This window comes from Streptomyces rishiriensis (assembly GCF_003112535.1).
GTDB classification, from domain to species: domain Bacteria; phylum Actinomycetota; class Actinomycetes; order Streptomycetales; family Streptomycetaceae; genus Streptomyces; species Streptomyces rishiriensis.
This window is the reverse complement of record NZ_BEWA01000006.1, coordinates 73,915-91,168: the sequence shown is the minus strand read 5'-3', so window position 1 is coordinate 91,168 and position 17,254 is coordinate 73,915. Positions and strand designations below refer to the sequence as shown.

At 68.4% G+C, this 17,254-nt stretch carries 12 protein-coding genes and 2 pseudogenes; 5 read left to right on the top strand and 9 right to left on the bottom strand.

What is annotated here, in order from left to right; genetic code table 11:
• Positions 1-7: 7 nt before the first annotated feature.
• Positions 8-1,687 carry a rhamnogalacturonan lyase B N-terminal domain-containing protein gene (locus Sri02f_RS11805; protein ID WP_109001100.1) on the bottom strand — a complete coding sequence of 560 codons (1,680 nt, stop codon included), beginning with the start codon at positions 1,685-1,687 and terminating at the stop codon, positions 8-10.
• Positions 1,688-1,878: 191 nt separating this feature from the next.
• Between Sri02f_RS11805 and Sri02f_RS11800 the strand changes: the two genes are divergently transcribed.
• The 4 genes and pseudogenes from Sri02f_RS11800 to Sri02f_RS42225 form a co-directional block, all read left to right on the top strand.
• Complete coding sequence (locus Sri02f_RS11800) at positions 1,879-2,922, top strand: rhamnogalacturonan acetylesterase (RefSeq protein ID WP_109001099.1); 1,044 nt, start codon at positions 1,879-1,881, stop codon at positions 2,920-2,922.
• A gap of 88 nt (positions 2,923-3,010) precedes the next feature.
• On the top strand, positions 3,011-4,765 hold the full coding sequence (locus Sri02f_RS11795; protein WP_109001098.1) for a DUF2264 domain-containing protein: 1,755 nt from the start codon (positions 3,011-3,013) through the stop codon (positions 4,763-4,765).
• 215 nt (positions 4,766-4,980) lie between these two features.
• Positions 4,981-5,352: a VOC family protein gene (locus Sri02f_RS41185; protein ID WP_159106701.1), complete on the top strand. Its 372-nt coding sequence runs from the start codon at positions 4,981-4,983 to the stop codon at positions 5,350-5,352.
• Positions 5,353-5,532: 180 nt separating this feature from the next.
• Positions 5,533-5,745: pseudogene (locus Sri02f_RS42225) on the top strand (isocitrate lyase/phosphoenolpyruvate mutase family protein); the annotation flags it as partial.
• On the opposite strand, the pseudogene Sri02f_RS42220 reads toward Sri02f_RS42225, so the two are convergent.
• The 8 genes and pseudogenes from Sri02f_RS42220 to Sri02f_RS11745 form a co-directional block, all read right to left on the bottom strand.
• Positions 5,737-5,951 (bottom strand): annotated as a pseudogene (locus Sri02f_RS42220) (ATP-binding cassette domain-containing protein); the annotation flags it as partial. The pseudogenes Sri02f_RS42225 and Sri02f_RS42220 overlap by 9 nt on opposite strands.
• 207 nt (positions 5,952-6,158) lie before the next feature.
• Positions 6,159-9,089, bottom strand: a complete 2,931-nt coding sequence (locus Sri02f_RS11775) for a glycoside hydrolase family 2 TIM barrel-domain containing protein (protein WP_109001096.1) — start codon at positions 9,087-9,089, stop codon at positions 6,159-6,161.
• Between the two features lie 12 nt (positions 9,090-9,101).
• Positions 9,102-10,001, bottom strand: coding sequence for a carbohydrate ABC transporter permease (locus tag Sri02f_RS11770; RefSeq protein ID WP_373865088.1), 900 nt, complete (start codon positions 9,999-10,001; stop codon positions 9,102-9,104).
• Positions 9,998-10,963, bottom strand: coding sequence for a carbohydrate ABC transporter permease (locus Sri02f_RS11765; RefSeq protein WP_109001095.1), 966 nt, complete (start codon positions 10,961-10,963; stop codon positions 9,998-10,000). The genes Sri02f_RS11770 and Sri02f_RS11765 overlap by 4 nt, the downstream gene beginning before the upstream one ends.
• A 20-nt stretch (positions 10,964-10,983) precedes the next feature.
• The gene (locus tag Sri02f_RS11760) at positions 10,984-12,249 is read right to left on the bottom strand and encodes an ABC transporter substrate-binding protein (RefSeq protein WP_109001094.1); all 1,266 of its coding nucleotides are present in this window, start codon (positions 12,247-12,249) and stop codon (positions 10,984-10,986) included.
• Between the two features lie 287 nt (positions 12,250-12,536).
• Positions 12,537-12,830, bottom strand: a complete 294-nt coding sequence (locus Sri02f_RS42685; protein ID WP_245970602.1) for a hypothetical protein — start codon at positions 12,828-12,830, stop codon at positions 12,537-12,539.
• A gap of 123 nt (positions 12,831-12,953) precedes the next feature.
• Entirely contained in the window at positions 12,954-14,207 is a 1,254-nt protein-coding gene (locus tag Sri02f_RS11750; RefSeq protein WP_109001092.1) for an ROK family protein, read from the bottom strand.
• Between the two features lie 150 nt (positions 14,208-14,357).
• The gene (locus Sri02f_RS11745) at positions 14,358-15,602 is read right to left on the bottom strand and encodes an FAD-binding protein (protein ID WP_109001091.1); all 1,245 of its coding nucleotides are present in this window, start codon (positions 15,600-15,602) and stop codon (positions 14,358-14,360) included.
• 149 nt (positions 15,603-15,751) lie between these two features.
• Between Sri02f_RS11745 and Sri02f_RS11740 the strand changes: the two genes are divergently transcribed.
• The gene (locus Sri02f_RS11740) at positions 15,752-17,071 is read left to right on the top strand and encodes a radical SAM protein (RefSeq protein ID WP_109001090.1); all 1,320 of its coding nucleotides are present in this window, start codon (positions 15,752-15,754) and stop codon (positions 17,069-17,071) included.
• Positions 17,072-17,254 lie beyond the last annotated feature (183 nt).

Below are 17,254 nucleotides of genomic sequence, written 5' to 3'. Positions count from 1 at the left end.
CAGACAATCAGGACAGCAGGTCGATCGCATCGATCGACGTGCCCGCGCTGAGGTAGGAGGTCGACCTCGAACCGCTTACCACGTTGATCTTCAGCACGTTGTACTGGTTGGTGTCCGTGAGCCAGGCACTCGCCGGAACGCTGTAGGTGAACGTGTGGTTGTTCCCCCGGTAGGACCCGTTCGTGAGAGATCGGGTGTTCGGCTGGGTGGGCGGGGAGGGGATGGCCGAGGTCCAGGAGTCGTTGACGACGACCTGCGGACGGCCGTTGGCATAGGCCGTCGTCACGCCGATGCGCAGGGTGTGCGCGGCGGCGGCCTGGGCAGCGGTCAGCTTGAAGTAGACGAGCAGACCACTGTTGACGTCCTTCCAGATGTAGCAGGGGAACGCCGAAGTCTCGCTTCCGCTGCCGATCACCACGTTGCCGGTCCACACGGAGGCCCGTACGTCCGAGGGGTGCGCGTACGTCATGAGATCGGCGTTCTTGAAGCCGCTCGGCGTGCCGGTCCAGTCATTGATGCGCCAGATCGCGCTCGCGTTGCTCGGGTCGTTCGACGACGGGATGGCGATCGAGTTCAGGGTGGTCGTCCCGCCGGCGGACACGGTCACCTGCGTGCTGTACACGGCCAGCTCGCTCTTGTGGACGGTGAGCGTGTACGTCCCCGGCAGCACCCCGGCAATCGAGAAGTAGCCGTCGGACGACCGTGCCGAACCCCAGTACTGCGCAGCCGCGTTGGCGAGTCCGACCGTGTACGGGTACGCCGTGTTGCGCCCGGTGATGCCGACCCCCGCGACCCGGCCGCGTCCGCTCGTCCCGACGTAACCGGAGATGCCGAGCGAGTCTGCCCAGGATGTGGTCAGGTTCCCGGAGAAGAGCGAGGACGAGGGTGCGCCGCCGTCCGTGAATGCGATCACGTACGGGCCCTGGAGACCAAAACGTTGCTCCTCGGTCTGGTTCTGGCCGTAGTAAAGGATTTCGTACAGGCCTCCGCCATCGGCGCTCTGGTGGCGCAGGAGGGATCGGTAGAAAGGCCCACCGGAGGCCTTCTCGTGGTTGCTGCGCACGACCCACAGCCCGACACTGCCGGTCGTCCAGCCGGTGTAGTCGTAGTCGATGACCCGCAGCTTGGAGTAGTGCTTGGAGCGGGTCTGACCGTCCGGCTTCGCGAAGACGTCGGAAGCCTCGATGGTGCTGGTCGTGTAGGTGTAGGAGTCGGGCTCGTCGTTCAGGAACCGGCCCGCTTTGACACGCACGATGTAACGGGTTGCGGAAACGGACGTATCGGCCTTGTCGGTCCACAGGTAGACGTTGTTCTCACCGCTGCGGGCTGCGTAGTAGTGCTTGAGAGTCCCGTGCGTGACCGAGATCAGGATGGTCGAGCCGGACTGTGCGATCGTCACGGTGGAGCTGCCGAGGCCGGACTCGATGTGCGAATTCTTACCGCCGTAGCCCTGGTACTCGGTGCCTCGGTAGGTCAGCGAGGTCAGATCGCCGGTGGTCTTGCTGACCTTGAAGACCAGGGCGGCGCCGGTGTCGACGACGTAGTTCGAGCCGTCGTCGGTGTGGCCGAACGCCGCCGCCGCGGCGGACGGCACGGCGAGCGGCCCGGCGAGCGCGGCCGAGCCGGCGGCGGCGCCGAGGACGAAGGTGCGGCGTCGGACCGGCCTGCGGCTGTCGAATCCGGACATGGGGGTGCCTCCTTCGAGAGGTGTGGGGGTGCGGGTGCCTGAGAGAGTGACAGTTGAATCGATTTCGCGAAAGGGCTTTCGCCTGCGCGAGATCGGCAATCTTGTGAAATCCGTTCAAGGTCTAGAAAGCGCTTGCAGGAGGCGGTACCGTCCAGCCGCCAGCCCCTGTTCCCGCGACGGAGGAGCCGCAAGTGAGACGTTTCAACATGGCCGCACTGGCGGCGCTGACCCTGGCGGCCGGCCTGACGGCTGTGCCCGCCTCCGCCCACGGTGGCCGGGCGCCCCTCGGTATCGACCATTGCGCCGCCACCGCATGCCACTTCGACGTCCCTCCCGGCTCCTACGACGTGAAGGTCGTCCTCGGCGGCGACGCAGTGTCGAGCACCAGCGTCACCGCGGAGACCCGGCGCGCCGTGCTGCCCGAGACCACCGCCCCCGCCGGCGCCCGCATCGCCCGCAGCTTCACGGTCGACGTCCGTACCCCCGAGGGCGAACCGACCGGCGCGGACGGTGTTCCCGGACTGGACCTGGCGTTCGGCGGCTCCGCGCCGGCGCTGGCCGACATCAGGGTCACTCCCGCCCGGCACGTCCGACAGATCTTCCTCATCGGCGACTCCACCGTCTGCGACCAACCCGCCGAGCCGTACACCGGTTGGGGCCAGCAGCTGCCGCAGTACCTGCGCAAGGGAATCTCGGTCGCCAACTACGCCGATTCCGGCGAGAGTACGGTCACGTATCTGGGGAACCCCCAGCTGTGGGCCAGGGTTCGGCCGCTGATCCGCCCCGGCGACCTCGTCCTGGTCCAGCTCGCCCACAACGACAAGACAACCGACGAGACGACGTACCGCGCGAACCTCGAGACACTGGTGGCAGGGGTGAGGGAGAAGGGCGGGCGGCCGGTGCTGGTGACCCCCATCGTCCGCCGTTGGTTCAATGCCGACGGCACGCTGAACAACGCAACGGCTCTGCTGGTCAACGGACTTGGCGTCGACCACCCGGCGGTGATCCGTTCGGTCGCCGCCGCGCAGGGCGTCCCGCTGATCGACCTGACGGCCAAGACCAAGGCGTTGGTGGAGTCCCTGGGCGTCGAGGGCTCCAAGGCTCTCTACCTCTACAACGAGAAACGCGACAACACGCACACCTCCCTGCACGGCGCGACGGTCTACGCGGGCCTGGTTCGCGACGAACTCGTCGCCCGGCATCTGGTGCCGAAGGGCGCCGTGCGGATGGGATGAACGCCTGGGGGCGCCTCGACCGGAACCGGGACGCCCCCAGGTCCTGACATCCCAGGCCCCGACCAGGTCGCGAAGGAAGAAACGACAGATGCACCTCCCCCCGCCCGATGCCGCTCTCAGCCCCCGTACTGGATACACCCGCGACCACTGGCAGGCGGCCGCCGACGCCCTGCTCGCCGCGGTGGAGCCCTATGCCACCGAGGATCGCGCTCTCTACCACTTTCCCGGCTCCCGGGAGAGCTGGTCCGGTGGACTCTCCGACGGACTGGAGGGATACGCCCGCACGCTTCTGCTGGCCGCCTTCCGCCGCGACGAGACAGCGCTGGAACGCTACGCAAGCGGTCTCGCGGCAGGCGTCTCCGGCGCCTGGCCCCGCATCGAGGACCGGAGCCAGCCGCTCGTCGAGGCCGCATCGATCGCCCTCGCACTGCGCCTGACCCGTCCGCTGCTCTGGGACCGTCTCGACGACGGGGTCCGGCAGCGTGCGGCTGCCTGGCTCGGTGATGCCCTGACCGCCGAACCGTGGCCTTGCAACTGGGAGCTGTTCCCCGTCACGGTAGGCGGTTTCCTGGAAGCGGTCGGTCACGAGCAGGAGGCCTCTCGCAAGGCGATCGACCGCGGCCTGGAACGCATCGAGCAGTGGTACGTCGGGGACGGCTGGTACACCGACGGCCCCGGTCGTGCCTTCGACTACTACAACGGCTGGGCCATGCACCTCTACCCGGTCCTGCACGCCTGGCTGGCCGACGACCCTGACCTGCTCAGCCTGTACGGAGGCCGACTCACAACACATCTTGCCGACTACGCACGCTTGTTCGGTGGCGACGGAGCGCCCCTGCACCAGGGTCGCTCTCTCACCTACCGGTTCGCCACCACCGCGCCGCTGTGGCTGGGCGCTCTGACCGACCACACTCCGCTGCAACCCGGCGAGACCCGCCGTCTGGCCTCGGGCGCGTTGAAGTACTTCCTGGAGCGGGACGCGGTGGACGATCAGGGACTGCTGACGCTCGGCTGGCACGGACCCGACGAGTCGGTTCTGCAGGGCTATTCCGGACCGGCCTCCCCTTACTGGGCGAGCAAGGGGTTCCTCGGCTTGCTGCTGCCGTCGGACCACCCGGTGTGGACGGCGCAGGAGGAAGCGGGACCTGCGGAACGGCAGAACGCGGTTACACCGATTGCGGGCCCCAACTGGCTGCTGCAATCGACGAGCTCCGACGGCCTGGTCCGCTTGCACAACCACGGGAGCGAGGACGTCCGTTACGACCCCTTCTACACGCGCTTCGCCTACTCCACGGTCACCCGGCCGCTGATCTCGCCGCCGGACAACTCCGTCACCGTCGGTGGTGATCCGCACCGCGAGGGCATCGTGCCTCTCGGGGCCGGGGAGGGCTGGGCGGCCTCCCGGAATGCGCTGAGTTCCGGAGCCGAACTCACCAGCCTGGTGGTGGCCGAGGGGGCGGTGGAGGTCAGGGCTCACCTGGTGTCCGGCGCGGGGCCGGGGACGGACGTATACGTCACGGGGTGGGCACGGGCGGAAAGCGGAGACGCGCGGGCCGACCTGGTGGGCGTTCACGGGCTGACGGGTGACTCCGAGCTTTCGGGCACGGTGGGAGACGGTCCGACGCTCTTCGTCGCGCTGGCCCGCCTCACCGCCGAGCACAACCCCCGGCCTCTCGCCGAGTTGGTGTCCGTAGAGATGAAGGTGGTGGCCACCGATGGCGCCCACGATGTCCACGACCTGACCGTCCGCTGGTCGAGCGGCTCGGAGCAGCACTTCCGCTTCGGCTGCACGGTCGCGGACGAGCGGTCGACAACGGCGTCGTGGTCGGTGGCGCCTCGGTGAGGCCCGTCCCTCGGCGAGGCCTGTCGGGTAGGTCGGCGTGAGGGAGGGGCGACGCAGGGGCCGGGTGGTGTATTTCGAGACCGCCAGGGGCTTTCAGGGAAGGAGTGATCGGTCCTTGCCGTGGGGTATTGCGGCACTGTGGCACTGCGGGGACGTCGGCGGTTGGCCGGGGAATTCCCGTTGCGTTGCGTAACCGCTTCCACAAGAATCCACGCATGACTTCTGCCCTCCGGCATGTGACGATCGACTGTTCCGACGCCTACGCCCTCGGTATCTTCTGGTCCGAGGTGCTCGGAATGCCTCTCCAGGAGGACGACGAACCGGGTGACGAGGAAGCGCTGATCGAGGATGCGGGTTTGCTCTTCGTCACGGTCCCGGAGGCCAAGAGCCAGAAGAACCGGATCCACTTCGACCTGCAGCCGCAGGACCGTAACCGCGAAGAGGAGGTCGAGCGCCTGCTCACCCTCGGCGCCACCCTCGTCGACGACCACCGGAAACCCGACGGTACGGGGTGGGCGGTCCTGGCCGACCCGGAGGGGAACGAGTTCTGCGTGGAGCGCAGTGCGGGGGAGCGGGCGGCTGGGTGAGTCGGCGGCGGTGCGGCACGCGAACGGACTGTGCGGCACGGACCACCCGGACAGACGGAGGCGGAGATCGGCCGACCGGGACGGTTCGGCGTCTGCCGAACATTCACGCGGCTAGCGTGAGCAGCATGCGTGCACCCGGTGCGACCACGAGCCCTTTCTCCGCTTTTCACCACGCCGACGGCGGTGGGAGTGCCGGACGGGCCCGCCGCGACCCGGGACGAGACGCTCAAACTGGCGCTGGTACTCGGTTCGCGACCTTTTCTGCTTTCGGTCGACGCCGAAAACGGTTTCAGTGAAGATCCGGATGAGGTGGCCGAGTTCGCACGTCAGCTGGCGGCGGTGGGCGTGGTCGGCATCAACCTCGAAGACGGGATGGGAGCGGTCGGTCAGCATCCTGATGATGGTCGACTTGCCGCGGCCGTTCGCCCCGAGCAGCGCGAGGAGTTCGCCCGCGGCAACGTCGAAGGTGATGTCGCGGACGGCCTGCTTGGCGACCCGCTCCGGGTCATCAGGGAACGCGGGCCTCCGACGGGGCCGGACCGGCGGACGGTGGTGGGGAAGGTACGGGGCACGCCGCGCACCTCGATGCTGCCGATCACTCGTTCGACCTCCGGTGAAGCGCGGCCGGCCAGCGGGAGAGCCGGTCGGCCGCGGGAGACGTCATCACCGAGTCGGGATATCGATCAGATGGTTGATTAATTGATTGGTTGATTGATTTGAACCGTTCGCGCCACGTCGCTGGAGCAATGCCGGCCGATCGGTGCCGGCCGAACCATGGCGGGGGACGGCATCGTTCGGCTGGTTGCTCAGTCCGTCGGCCGGTCCGTGGGTGTGAAGACGAACGAGAACTGTGCGGGTGCCGCGTTGAGGAAGTGCTGGGGCAGCGGGCCCGGGCCGCAGGACTGGGAGCCGAGACCGTGCTGACCGTGGTCGAGGTTGACCCACACCGTCTCGCCCGGGACCAGGTCGGTGCGGTGGGCGGCGGCGTCGAGCTGCTCGGTCGTCCAGCGCCTCGCGGTGAACCAGAACGCGGGGTCTCCCTCGATGCGCAGTCCGCCGAGTTCCGCCCAGCGGACGTCGGCGCGGGCGCCGTTCTCCTGGGGGCGGACGTAAGGCGTCTGCAGGGCGTCCACGGTCGACTGCCAGCGTCCTACCGCGGACGCCGACCTGCTGTCCGGATACGCCTCGCCGGGCCCGCCGCCGAACCACGTCACCCGGTCGGCCTCGGACAGCCCGAAGCGGACTCCGAGGCGGGGGAGCGGTACCGTCCAGTCGCCCTCGGGGGTCACGGAGACGGTCAGCCGCACGCGGTCGCCGTCCGACGTCCACCGGTAGGCCGTCGACAGGCCCACCTCCCAGCCGGCCGGCGCCACCCGGGTCCGTACCGTCAGCGCGGCGTCGCCGACTTCGACCGCGTCCAGCCGGTGCCGCATCCGGTGCAGGCCCAGCTTGCGCCAGAGCAGACCGTGGCGGACGTCCGACTGCCAGGAGGCGCCGTCGTCGTTGTCGGTGGTCGCCCGCCACACGTCCAGGCGCAGGCCGGTCACCGCCACCGGGCCGAGGGTCCGCAGCTCACCCGTGCGGACGTCGAAGGAGGCAGGGCCCAAAGTGACGAGCCGTTCACCGGCGACCGGCACGACCGGTACGACCGCCGGACCGAAGGACGGCAACGCCCTTGGCGCTGAAACCACTTGGCCCCAGGAGACCACATGCCCGGCGCGCGCCCAGGCGGTGTCCTCGGCCAGCACGGCCCGGACGGTCCATCCCGTCTCCGCGCCGGCCTGCGCGCCGGCCGGCGGCTCCGGCAGTTTGACCTCGGCCGACTCGCCCGCCGCGAGCGGCGGCACCGCGAGAGATCCTGACCCGACGGTCTCGCCGTCGACCTGGAAGGCCCAGGTGAATGCCAGCGCCGAGAGGTCGGCGAAGTCCTGCTTGTTGGTGACGCGGACCGTGCCCTCGGCGGTGGCGTCCAGGGCGACCGGCTCGATCACCTTCTTGAACTCGACGAGGCCGGGGGAGGGGGTGCGGTCGGGGAAGACCAGCCCGTCGCAGACGAAGTTCCCGTCGTGCAGTTCCTCGCCGAAGTCGCCGCCGTAGGCGTAGCCCAGCCGCGGATGCTTGACGCCGTGGTCGATCCACTCCCAGACGAAGGCGCCCTGGAGTCGGTCGTGGGCCTCGAAGATTTTCTGGTAGTCGGCCAGTCCGCCGGGGCCGTTGCCCATGGCGTGCGCGTACTCGCAGAGAATGAAGGGGAGTTGACGACGCCCGAGGGCACCGCCGTCCAGCCCCTGTCCGATCCGCTCGACCTCCTCGTGGGAGGCGTACATGCGTGAATAGACGTCCGTGTCCCGGCAGTTGACGTCGCCCTCATAGTGCACGAGGCGCGAGGGGTCGCGGTCGCGGATCCACTCGGCCATGGCCGTCAGACCGCGCCCGGTGCCGGCCTCGTTGCCGAGGGACCACATGACGACCGACGGGTGGTTCTTGTCCCGCTCGACCATACGGGCGGCGCGGTCGAGGAGGGCGGGGGTCCAGCGGTCGTCGTCGACGGGGTTGTCCCGCCAGTCCTGCTCGACGAAGCCGTGGGTCTCCAGGTCGCACTCGTCGATCACCCACAGCCCGTACTCGTCGCACAGGTCGAGGAAGGCCGGGTGCGGCGGGTAGTGCGAGGTACGGACGGCGTTGACGTTGTGCCGCTTCATCAGCAGCACGTCTTCGCGCATCGTCTCCAGGTCGAGGGCGCGGCCCGTCTCGGGATGCCATTCGTGCCGGTTGACGCCCTTGAAGAGGATCGGGCGGCCGTTGACCTTGATCAGCCCGTCCACCAGCTCGACGGTGCGGAAGCCGATGCGCAGGGGCACGCGCTCGCCCGCGGTCACCAGAACGCCGTCGTACAGCGTGGGCGTCTCCGCCGTCCACGGCTGAACCGGTGCGGTAACCGCTTCCCCGGTCGCGACATCGATATCCAGGGCGGGCACGCTCACCCTCCCGTCGGCATCGGAGTCCACGCGCAGACAGCCCTCGCCCGTGACGTGGTCGTAGGAGGCGTGCACGAAGAAGTCGAGCACGCTGCCTGCCGGACGGTGTAGCAAGGTGACGTCACGGAAGATGCCCGGCAGCCACCACTGGTCCTGGTCCTCCAGATACGAGCCCGCCGACCACTGGTGGACCCGGACCGCGAGGACGTTTCCGCTCGGCCTGAGCAGATGCCCGACCGCGAACTCGTGTGCCAGACGCGACCCCTTGAACTCGCCGATGTCCGTGCCGTTCAGCCAGACGCGCGCGCAGGACTCGACACCGTCGAAACGGAGGACGAAACCGCCTTCAGAAACCTCCGGCCACCCCTCGGGGAGGTCGAAGACCCTCAGGTGGTCGCCCGTCGGGTTCTCCGTGGGCACGCGGGGCGGGTCGACCGGGAAGGGGTAGAGATGGTTGGTGTAGACGGGCGAGCCGAAGGCGCCCTCCCCCTGCAGCACCCAGTGGCCGGGGACCGTGACCTCGGCCCAGTCCCCGGCGTCGTACCCCTCCGCGGCGAACGCGTCGTCCTCGGCGTCGGCCGTCGCCGACACACGCAGCCGCCAGCGTCCGTTCAGCGAAAGGGACTTCGCGTCCGAGGTCGCGTACCAGGCGCGGGGCGCAAGGGCCCCGACGCCCGGCGAGACGTCCTCGACGTAGTCGGCGGAGGAGGTTGCCCCCGCGCGAGCGGAACCGAGAGAGGGGGAGGTGCGGAAAGACATCGGTCTCCTAGGTCAGCCCTTGATTCCGGTCTGCGCGATCCCCTGGACCAGCCAGCGCTGGAGGAAGAGGAAGACGAACACCAGGGGCAGGATGGAAAACGCCGTGGCCATGAAGATCAGATGGAAGATCACGGTCTGGTTGGTCATGTAGTTGGAGAGCGCGACCTGGACGGTCCACGAGCCCGGGTCCTGGCCGATGACCAGCGGCCACAGGAAGGAGTTCCAGCCGTTGATGAACGTGATGGTCGCCATCGCCGCGAAGAAGTTCAGCGAGTTGGGCACCACGATGCGCCAGTACGCGCCCCAGTAGCCCAGTCCGTCCACCCGCGCCGCCTCCTCCAGTTCCTTGGGGAACCCCAGGAAGTACTGCCGGAACAGAAAGCACGTGAAACCGCTGAACAGTCCCGGGATGATCAGGCCCCGATAGGTGTCCACCCAGCCGAGTGACGACACCAGGACGAAGCTCGGGACGAAGGTGACCGCCGTCGGGACCATCAGAGTGCCCAGGACGGCGTAGAAGACCTTGTTGGCGTGCCGGTACGGGATGCGGGCGAGGGCGTAGCCGGCGAGGGAGCACACCAGGAGGACGCCGATGGTGTGCAGGGTGGCCACGACCGCAGAATTCCACAGGGACTGGGCGAAGGGCACCGTCTCGTCGGTGAACAGTTCGGTGACGTTGCCCCACTGCAGGTGCGTGGGGAAGAACTTCCAGTTCTCCCCCGTGATCTCGGCGTCGGTGGACAGGGCGTTGCGGACGAGCAGGTAGAACGGGACCAGGAAGAGGAAGGCGGCGGTCCCGGTGGCGATGTAGAGCCCGGTGGAGCTCATCACTCCGCCACCGCGCTTGGGGCGGCGGTCCCTGTCTGACGACGGGGGAGCAGGTTCCCGCACCTCGGGCATCGTGGTGGTCACTTGGACTCCTCCCCTCTTCCGAAGCCCAGGAACTTGCCCTGGAGCAGGGTCACGGCGCAGATCAGCACGGTCAGGATCACCGCGCCCGCGCTGCCGGCGCCGTAGTCCTGGCTCTCCCCCAGGGCCTTGTAGTACAGCTCGACCAGGGGCGGACGGCCCCATGTCGTCTTCGACAGCAGGTTGTAGAACTCGTCGAAGGCCTGGTAGGCGGTGATGAGCAGCAGCAGGATCACCGCGGTGGACGTGGCGCGCAGCTGCGGCAACGTGATGTAACGGAACGTCTGCCAGCCCGGCTTGGCACCGTCGATGGCGGCCGCCTCGTACAGCTCACCCGGAATGTTCTGCAACGCCGCCAGAAACAGGATCATGTAGAAACCGGATTGCAGCCACAGCCGGGCCGAGACGATGACGACCCAGTACCAAGGCGGATTGGGGTCGACCAGCCAGGCGATGTTCTCGATCCCGAACCAGCCGAGGACCGTGTTCATCATGCCGAAGCGGACCCCGCTGAAGATGGACATCTTCCAGATCAACGAGGCGGCCACATAGCTGCACGCGGTCGGCAGGAAGAAGACCGACCGGAAGAAGGCGCGCATGAAGCGCAGCCGGTTCACCAGCAGGGCCAGGCTCAGCGAAAGCGCCCAGGTGGTGGGCACGATGAACGCGGCGAACGCGGTGAAGGTGCCGAGCGAGCCGACGAAGTCGTCGTTCGTCAGCATGTACGTGTAGTTCTCGAAGCCGACGAACTTGTCGGGCGTGACGGTGAACCGGGCTTCGAAGAAGCTGAGCCAGATGCTCCACAGGATCGGGGCGTAGACGAAGATCGCCAGGCCGATGAGGAACGGCCCGGTGAAGAGCCAGAAGTTGAGGGTGGGGCTGCCCCGCAGTCCCCGCCGCGGCTTGGCCGGTGAGGCCTTCGCCGGGGCGGGGCGCGCGACGTCGCGCGTCTCGGTCGTCGACATGTCGAGGTCCGTCCCGCGGCCTATCCGAACAGCTTCTTGAGTTCGCGGTTGACGGCCGTGTCGGCCTTGTCCAGCGCGGCCTCCGGGTCCATGTCCTTGCGGACCGCGTTGGCGAAGACGTCCTCGAGCGAGGTGATCATGGCCTGGGTCCAGCCGATGTTGTCGAAGTGCCCGAACTCGTTGAACAGCTTGACGCCCTCAGCGGCGTTGCCCGACTTGAGCTTGGTGGCGGTCTGAGCGATCGAGGTCCGCGGCGGAATGTGGAAGCCGAAGGAGGTGGCCCACTCCTCCTGGTACTTCTTCTGGTCGATCCACAGCCACTTGACGTACTCCTTGGCGGCCTCGACGTTCTTGCCCTTGGCGTTGACGAACATCGACCAGCCGCCGTTGTAGACCGACTGCTTGCCGGAGTCGACGGTCTTGGGGAAGGGGAAGACGCCCCAGTCGTCGCCGAGCGCCTTCTGGATGCCCGGCATCGCCCACATCCCGCAGAACTGGATGGCGCACAGGCCCTGGTTGAGGGAGGAGGGGTCCCAGGACGCGGTCGGCGCGCCGAGAAGGAGGTGGCCGCTGGTGAACAGCTTGCGCATCTTCTTGATGCCCTCGATGACGCCTGGGGTGTGATAGGCGATCTGGTTCTTCTCGTCGAGGGTGTCGGCGCCCGCCGACCAGATCATCGGGTTGATGACGCTGTGCAGGTCGTCGCCCATGTACAGGCCCTTGACCTTGCCGGTGGTGAGCTTGGCGGCCGCCTCCATCAACTCGTCGAGCGTCGTGGGGACCTGGACCTTGGCCTTCTCCAGCATCGACTTGCGGTAGAAGAAGAACTGCGGATCGTCGATCATGCGGACGCCGTATATCTTGCCGTCGACCGTGTGCGACTTGATGTCGGCCGGGTTGAAGTCGCTCTTGACCGGCTCGACGATGTCGGTCAGGTCCGCCACCTGACCGCTCCTGATCATCTGAATCTGCGGGTGGAACTCGAACAGGTCGGGCGCGCTCTTGGTGAGCAGGGTGGCGAAGAGCTTGCTCTCGAAGTCGGCGCTGGTGATCCACTGCGTGGTCACGTTGGCCTTGTCGTAGGCCTTGGCGTACTTCTTGATCGCCTGCTCGGTGCCCGGCTCTCCGTACGCGTGGAAGAACTGCGTCAGGTCGACGCCCGAACCCGATCCGCCGCTCCTGCCGTTGTTGCTGCCGCATGCGGCGAGCGTGCCGGCCGCGGCCATGCCCGCCGCCGCCCGGAAGAGGGATCGGCGGGACCAGTTGCTGTTGCTCATTGCCGACATGGTGACGTCCTTGTCTCGAGTACGGCTGCGGCTCGGCGGCTTCGGTGCCGGTGGCTCAAATGACGCTGCGGAGCGGGACGTTAACCTTCGGCTAAGGCTTCGGCAAGGGGTTGGACGAAGTCTGTTCGAAGCGTTGTGATCGGTTCGGCATGGCGAACGGACGTGTTCTGGGCGTGTGTTGTGAAGGAATCGCGCAAGGTGCGACTCGGATGTGAGGAAGGGGAGATGAGGGCCGCCGGCGTCAGGGGCCGGCGGCCCTCGGTCCAAGTGGGAGACCCTCGGGCGAACTACCGCCCGGCCGGGGCCTCATGGGACCCTTCGAGTCCGTGCTGCCTCCCGCTGCGGGTCACCGCCGACTCCTCCGGCCGTCGGGAGGGCGATGCACCCGGCTGGGCCGACGGCCGAGCCTCACGGCCGCCTTCCACGCGCACGAGCACGCACTTGCGCACGAGCACGCACTTGCGCACGAGCACGCACTTGCGCACGAGCACGCACTTGCGCACGAGCACGCACTTGCGCACGAGCACGCACTTGCGCCGAAACACGCACATGCGCACGAACACGCGAACGTGCACGCACATGAGTGGTTCGTCGCGGCCCGCGTGCGCTGGACGCACAGCACGCGGGCCGTCCCGGCTGCGCTGTCATGCGGACGGCCGCTCATGACCACGGCCTCATGTGCACGGCCTCATCAGGACGGCCGCTCATCCGGACGGTGCCGTACGGCTGCGCGCCCCCGCGGAAGCGATGCGTCTGACGTTTCGCTGGCCGACGGACTGCAGCGCCCCCTCCAGCGCGAACGTCGCCGCGCCGAGACAGGCCGGGTCGGTCGGAATCGGGCTGATGACGATCCGGTTGGCCGCCAGCGGCCGCTTCAGCGCATGCCGCGCCACCGCCTCGCGCACCTCCTTGAGGAGAGGCTCGCCGAGCCGGGCGGCGACCCAGCTGCTCAACACGACCACCTCGGGATTGAGCACGTTGATGAGGTTGGCGATGCCCGCACCGAGATAACGTGCCGTCTCGCGGACGACCTGGACGGCCGTCGGCTCGTTCGCCGCGACCGCGATCGCCAGCGCGTCGATGGTGGCGGTCTGGTCGTCGGGATGCAACAGCGGGCTGTGCGGGAAGAGTTCACTGAGATTCTGCATGATGCCGGGCGCGCCGACGTACGCCTCGACGCAGCCGTGGTTGCCGCAGCGGCACAGCCGGCCGTCCAGCACGAGGGTGGTGTGCCCCCATTCGCCCGCGCTGTTGCTCACCCCTCGGTGCAGTCCGCCACCGAGCACCAGACCGGCGCCGACGCCGGTCCCGAGGTTGACCACCACGGCGTCCCCGTGCCCGCGCGCCGCCCCGAACCACAGCTCGGCGACCGCGCCGGCCCGCAGCGGATTGTCCAAGTACAGCGGATACGCGATGTGTTCGGAGAGGAGATCGAGCAACGGCACGTCGTGCCAGTCCCAGTTGGGCGCGTACTCGGAGATTCCCGTCGCGCGGTCCACCTGACCGGGCACGCTCACCCCGACGCCGAGCACCCGAGCCGCCTCGACGCCGGCCTGTGCGACCACCGAACCGGCGGCCGTGGCGACATGGCTCACCACCTGCTGCGGACGGCTCTCGCCGGGCCGCATGTTCTCCTCGGCGCGCGCCAGCACGTTCAGCGCGAGATCGAACAGCTCGACATGGACGTACGTCTCGGCGATGTCCACGCCGATCAACGCGCCCCCCGACGCGTTGACGGCCACGAGGCCCCGGGGGCGGCCGCCCGCCGAGTCCTCGAACCCGACCTCCGTGATCATGCGGAGGTCGAGCAGCTCGCCCACCAGGGTGGCGACGGTGGCGAGCGAGAGTCCGGTCGCGGCCGCGAGCTCCTGCCGGGAGGTGGGCGACGCGGCGATGATCTGGCGCAGCACCTCGTAGCGGTTCGCGGTGCGGATGTCCCGTGACGTGCCGCGCTTCATGGAACGTGCCCCCTCATCCTGCCGTCCCTTCGCATGCCGGGCGGGCCAGCACTGCGACGGCACCGGCGCCGCGTCAGGCTATGGCGTGCCGCAGAGTTCGACAAGGGATTAGGAAAGGGGCTTTATAAAGTCGCCCGAGCCGGTCGGACGTCAGCCGCCGAGAACGTCCCGCACGAAGGCGTTGCTGAACTTGCCCGCTGGATCCAGCACCCGCGCGAGAGCCGTGAAGTCGTCGATCCGGGGATAACGACCGCGTACCGCGTCCGGGGGCAGCTGGAAGACCTTGCCCCAGTGGGGACGCGGCTCGAACGGCTCCAGCGCCCCCTCCACGGCCCGCACCACCGGCAGCACCGCCGCCGTGTCCTCGATCCAGGTGAAGTGGAGGGCCACCGTGTCCCGGCCGTGGGAGGGGCTCAGCCACTGCTCGTCGGCCGCCACGGTCCGCACTTCGCAGATCTGCAGCACGGGGGCGACCGTCCGGCGGATGCCCTCGATGGCTCGCAGCGCCCGGAGGGCATGCGCACGCGGCAGCAGATACTCGCTCTGCAACTCGTTTCCGCTGCTCGGGGTGAATTCCGCCCGGAAATGCGGCAGCCTCTCGTGCCACGGACCCGGCACCCCGAACTGCGCGGTGCAGTTCACGGCCGGCATCCCCGGCACCGGGTGCAGAGCCTCCACGGCGGGCGCGGCCCACGGGAAGTCGGCGAGCGGCTCGTCCGTGCGCCGCTTCACCCACACCTGCCGGAACCCGGGCGCACCCCAGTCCGTGAACAGACTGACGCTGTACGCCGCACCCGCGACCCTCTCGAAGTCGAGTCCTTCCAGCGGGAGTTCGGTGAACAGATGCTGCTCCACCTCGTAGGCCGGCTCCAGGTCGAGCGTGAGCGCGGTCACGACGCCGAGGGCGCCCAGCGACGTGACGGCCCCGTCGAAGCGCCGGTCGCCCCGCCCGACGACGACGGTGGAGCCGTCGGCGGTGACGATCTCCACCTCCCGCACCGAGGCGGCCAGCGGACCGTTCGCGACCCCGGACCCGTGCGTGCCGGTCGCCACCGACCCGGCGACCGAGATGTGCGGCAAGGAGGCCATGTTCGCCAGCGCGAGCCCGTGCTCGTGCACCCGGCGCGCCAGCTCGGCGTACCGGACGCCGCCGCCGACCCGCACGGTGCGGGCGGACACGTCGACGTCGATCTCGCCGGTCAGGCCGTCCAGCGACAGCAGCACCCCGTCGCCACCCGGCTCGGCGATCTTGTTGAACGAGTGTCCGCTGCCCAGCACCCGCACCCGAGCGCTCCCCGAGACCAGCGCGCGCAGCTCGTCGAGCGAGCGCGGGCGGTGTACTTCCTTCGCGGCGAAGACGATGTTGCCGGCCCAGTTGGTAACGGTTTCCGTCATGCGACTGCTCGCCCCTTCCGAGGAGATCGAGAACCCTCGGTTCCCAGGTGGAACCTACCCTGCCGCAACACGAGGCCCCCCGCCCCCGCCTTCGCGCAGGCAGGGGCATACCGTGAGGAGTCGTACGCCTGAGCCGGGAGGAGAGTCGGATGGACAGCCGTACCGCGCTGGTCGAGGATCTGATGGAGCGGTTTCCGCATGTGCCGCGGGAGGCCGTCATCAAGGAGGACCTGCTGCGTGGAGGCGTGGCCTTCGACGCCTCGGCCCTCAGCGACAACGAGTCGGGAGAGGTCAAACCGAAGTCGTACTTCATCTTCTCCTTCGACCACGGCACCCTGCCCGAGCTCGGCGAGGCCGCGCTGCGCCGTCCGCCTGAGGAGATCATCCTCACGGGTGGCCCTTACGACCTGCGGCGCACGGTCGTCTCGGTCCGGGTGAACCCCGCCTCGCCGTATCGCGTGGCAGCCGACGACGAGGGCCTGCTCGGCCTGTACCTCGACGGAGCGCGCATCGCCGACGTCGGAGTGCCGCCGATGCCCGAGTACTACCGGCACAAGCTCTCCAACGGGAAGTCCGTCATGGAGGTCGCCCCCACCATCCAGTGGGGTTACCTGATTTACCTGACCGTTTTCCGGGTGTGTCAGTACTTCGGCGCCAAGGAGGAGTGCCAGTACTGCGACATCAACCACAACTGGCGCCAGCACAAGGCGGCCGGGCGGCCTTACACGGGTGTCAAGGACGTGGAGGAGGTCCTCGAAGCCCTGGAGATCATCGACCGCTACGACACCCAGAAGGCGTCCACCGCCTACACGCTCACCGGCGGCGCGATCACGAAGACCGTCGCGGGCCGCGACGAGGCCGACTTCTACGGCCACTACGCCAAGGCCATTGAGGAGCGGTTCCCGGGCCGCTGGATCGGCAAGGTCGTGGCCCAGGCGCTGCCTCGCGACGACGTGCAGCGCTTCAAGGACTACGGGGTGCAGATCTACCACCCCAACTACGAGGTCTGGGACCGCAGGCTGTTCGAGCTGTACTGCCCGGGCAAGGAGCGTTACGTCGGCCGCGACGAGTGGCACAAGAGGATCCTCGACTCGGCGGAGATCTTCGGCGCCCGCAACGTCATCCCCAACTTCGTCGCCGGGGTCGAGATGGCCGAGCCCTTCGGATTCGGGACCGTCGACGAGGCCATCGCCTCCACCACGGAGGGCCTGCGCTTCTTCATGTCGCACGGCATCACGCCCCGCTTCACCACCTGGTGCCCGGAGCCCACGACCCCGCTCGGCAAGGCCAATCCTCAGGGCGCGCCGCTGGAGTACCACATCCGGCTGCTGCAGGCCTACCGCGCCACCATGGACGAGTTCGGCCTCTCCTCGCCGCCCGGTTACGGCCCGCCCGGACCCGGCCGCGCGGTCTTCTCGGTGAGCTCTTTCATGGACAGCCTTCCGGCGCAGGACGCGGCGACCGTATAGTCCCCGGACGTATGGTCGTGGAACCGGTTTCGAAGCAACCCGGGGGCGGGTGCCGCGAGTCGAGACAGTCCGTTCGAAACGGTCCGTTCGAAATATTTCGCTCGAGGTGGTCTTGTGCGGAACATCGGTGAAACCGGTCTCGAAAGTCGGTGCCGGCGTTGAACGCGAAGCGGTCCGCTTCCG

Excerpts from the sequence above, each read along its gene's own strand:
- Sri02f_RS11740 (WP_109001090.1), top strand. The coding sequence starts at position 15,752 with ATGGACAGCCGTACCGCGCTGGTCGAGGATCTGATGGAGCGGTTTCCG.
- Sri02f_RS41185 (WP_159106701.1), top strand. The coding sequence starts at position 4,981 with ATGACTTCTGCCCTCCGGCATGTGACGATCGACTGTTCCGACGCCTAC.
- Sri02f_RS42685 (WP_245970602.1), bottom strand. The coding sequence starts at position 12,830 with ATGTGCGTGCACGTTCGCGTGTTCGTGCGCATGTGCGTGTTTCGGCGC.
- Sri02f_RS11765 (WP_109001095.1), bottom strand. The coding sequence starts at position 10,963 with ATGTCGACGACCGAGACGCGCGACGTCGCGCGCCCCGCCCCGGCGAAG.
- Sri02f_RS11745 (WP_109001091.1), bottom strand. The coding sequence starts at position 15,602 with ATGACGGAAACCGTTACCAACTGGGCCGGCAACATCGTCTTCGCCGCG.
- Sri02f_RS11750 (WP_109001092.1), bottom strand. The coding sequence starts at position 14,207 with ATGAAGCGCGGCACGTCACGGGACATCCGCACCGCGAACCGCTACGAG.
- Sri02f_RS11760 (WP_109001094.1), bottom strand. The coding sequence starts at position 12,249 with ATGTCGGCAATGAGCAACAGCAACTGGTCCCGCCGATCCCTCTTCCGG.
- Sri02f_RS11795 (WP_109001098.1), top strand. The coding sequence starts at position 3,011 with ATGCACCTCCCCCCGCCCGATGCCGCTCTCAGCCCCCGTACTGGATAC.
- Sri02f_RS11775 (WP_109001096.1), bottom strand. The coding sequence starts at position 9,089 with ATGTCTTTCCGCACCTCCCCCTCTCTCGGTTCCGCTCGCGCGGGGGCA.
- Sri02f_RS11805 (WP_109001100.1), bottom strand. The coding sequence starts at position 1,687 with ATGTCCGGATTCGACAGCCGCAGGCCGGTCCGACGCCGCACCTTCGTC.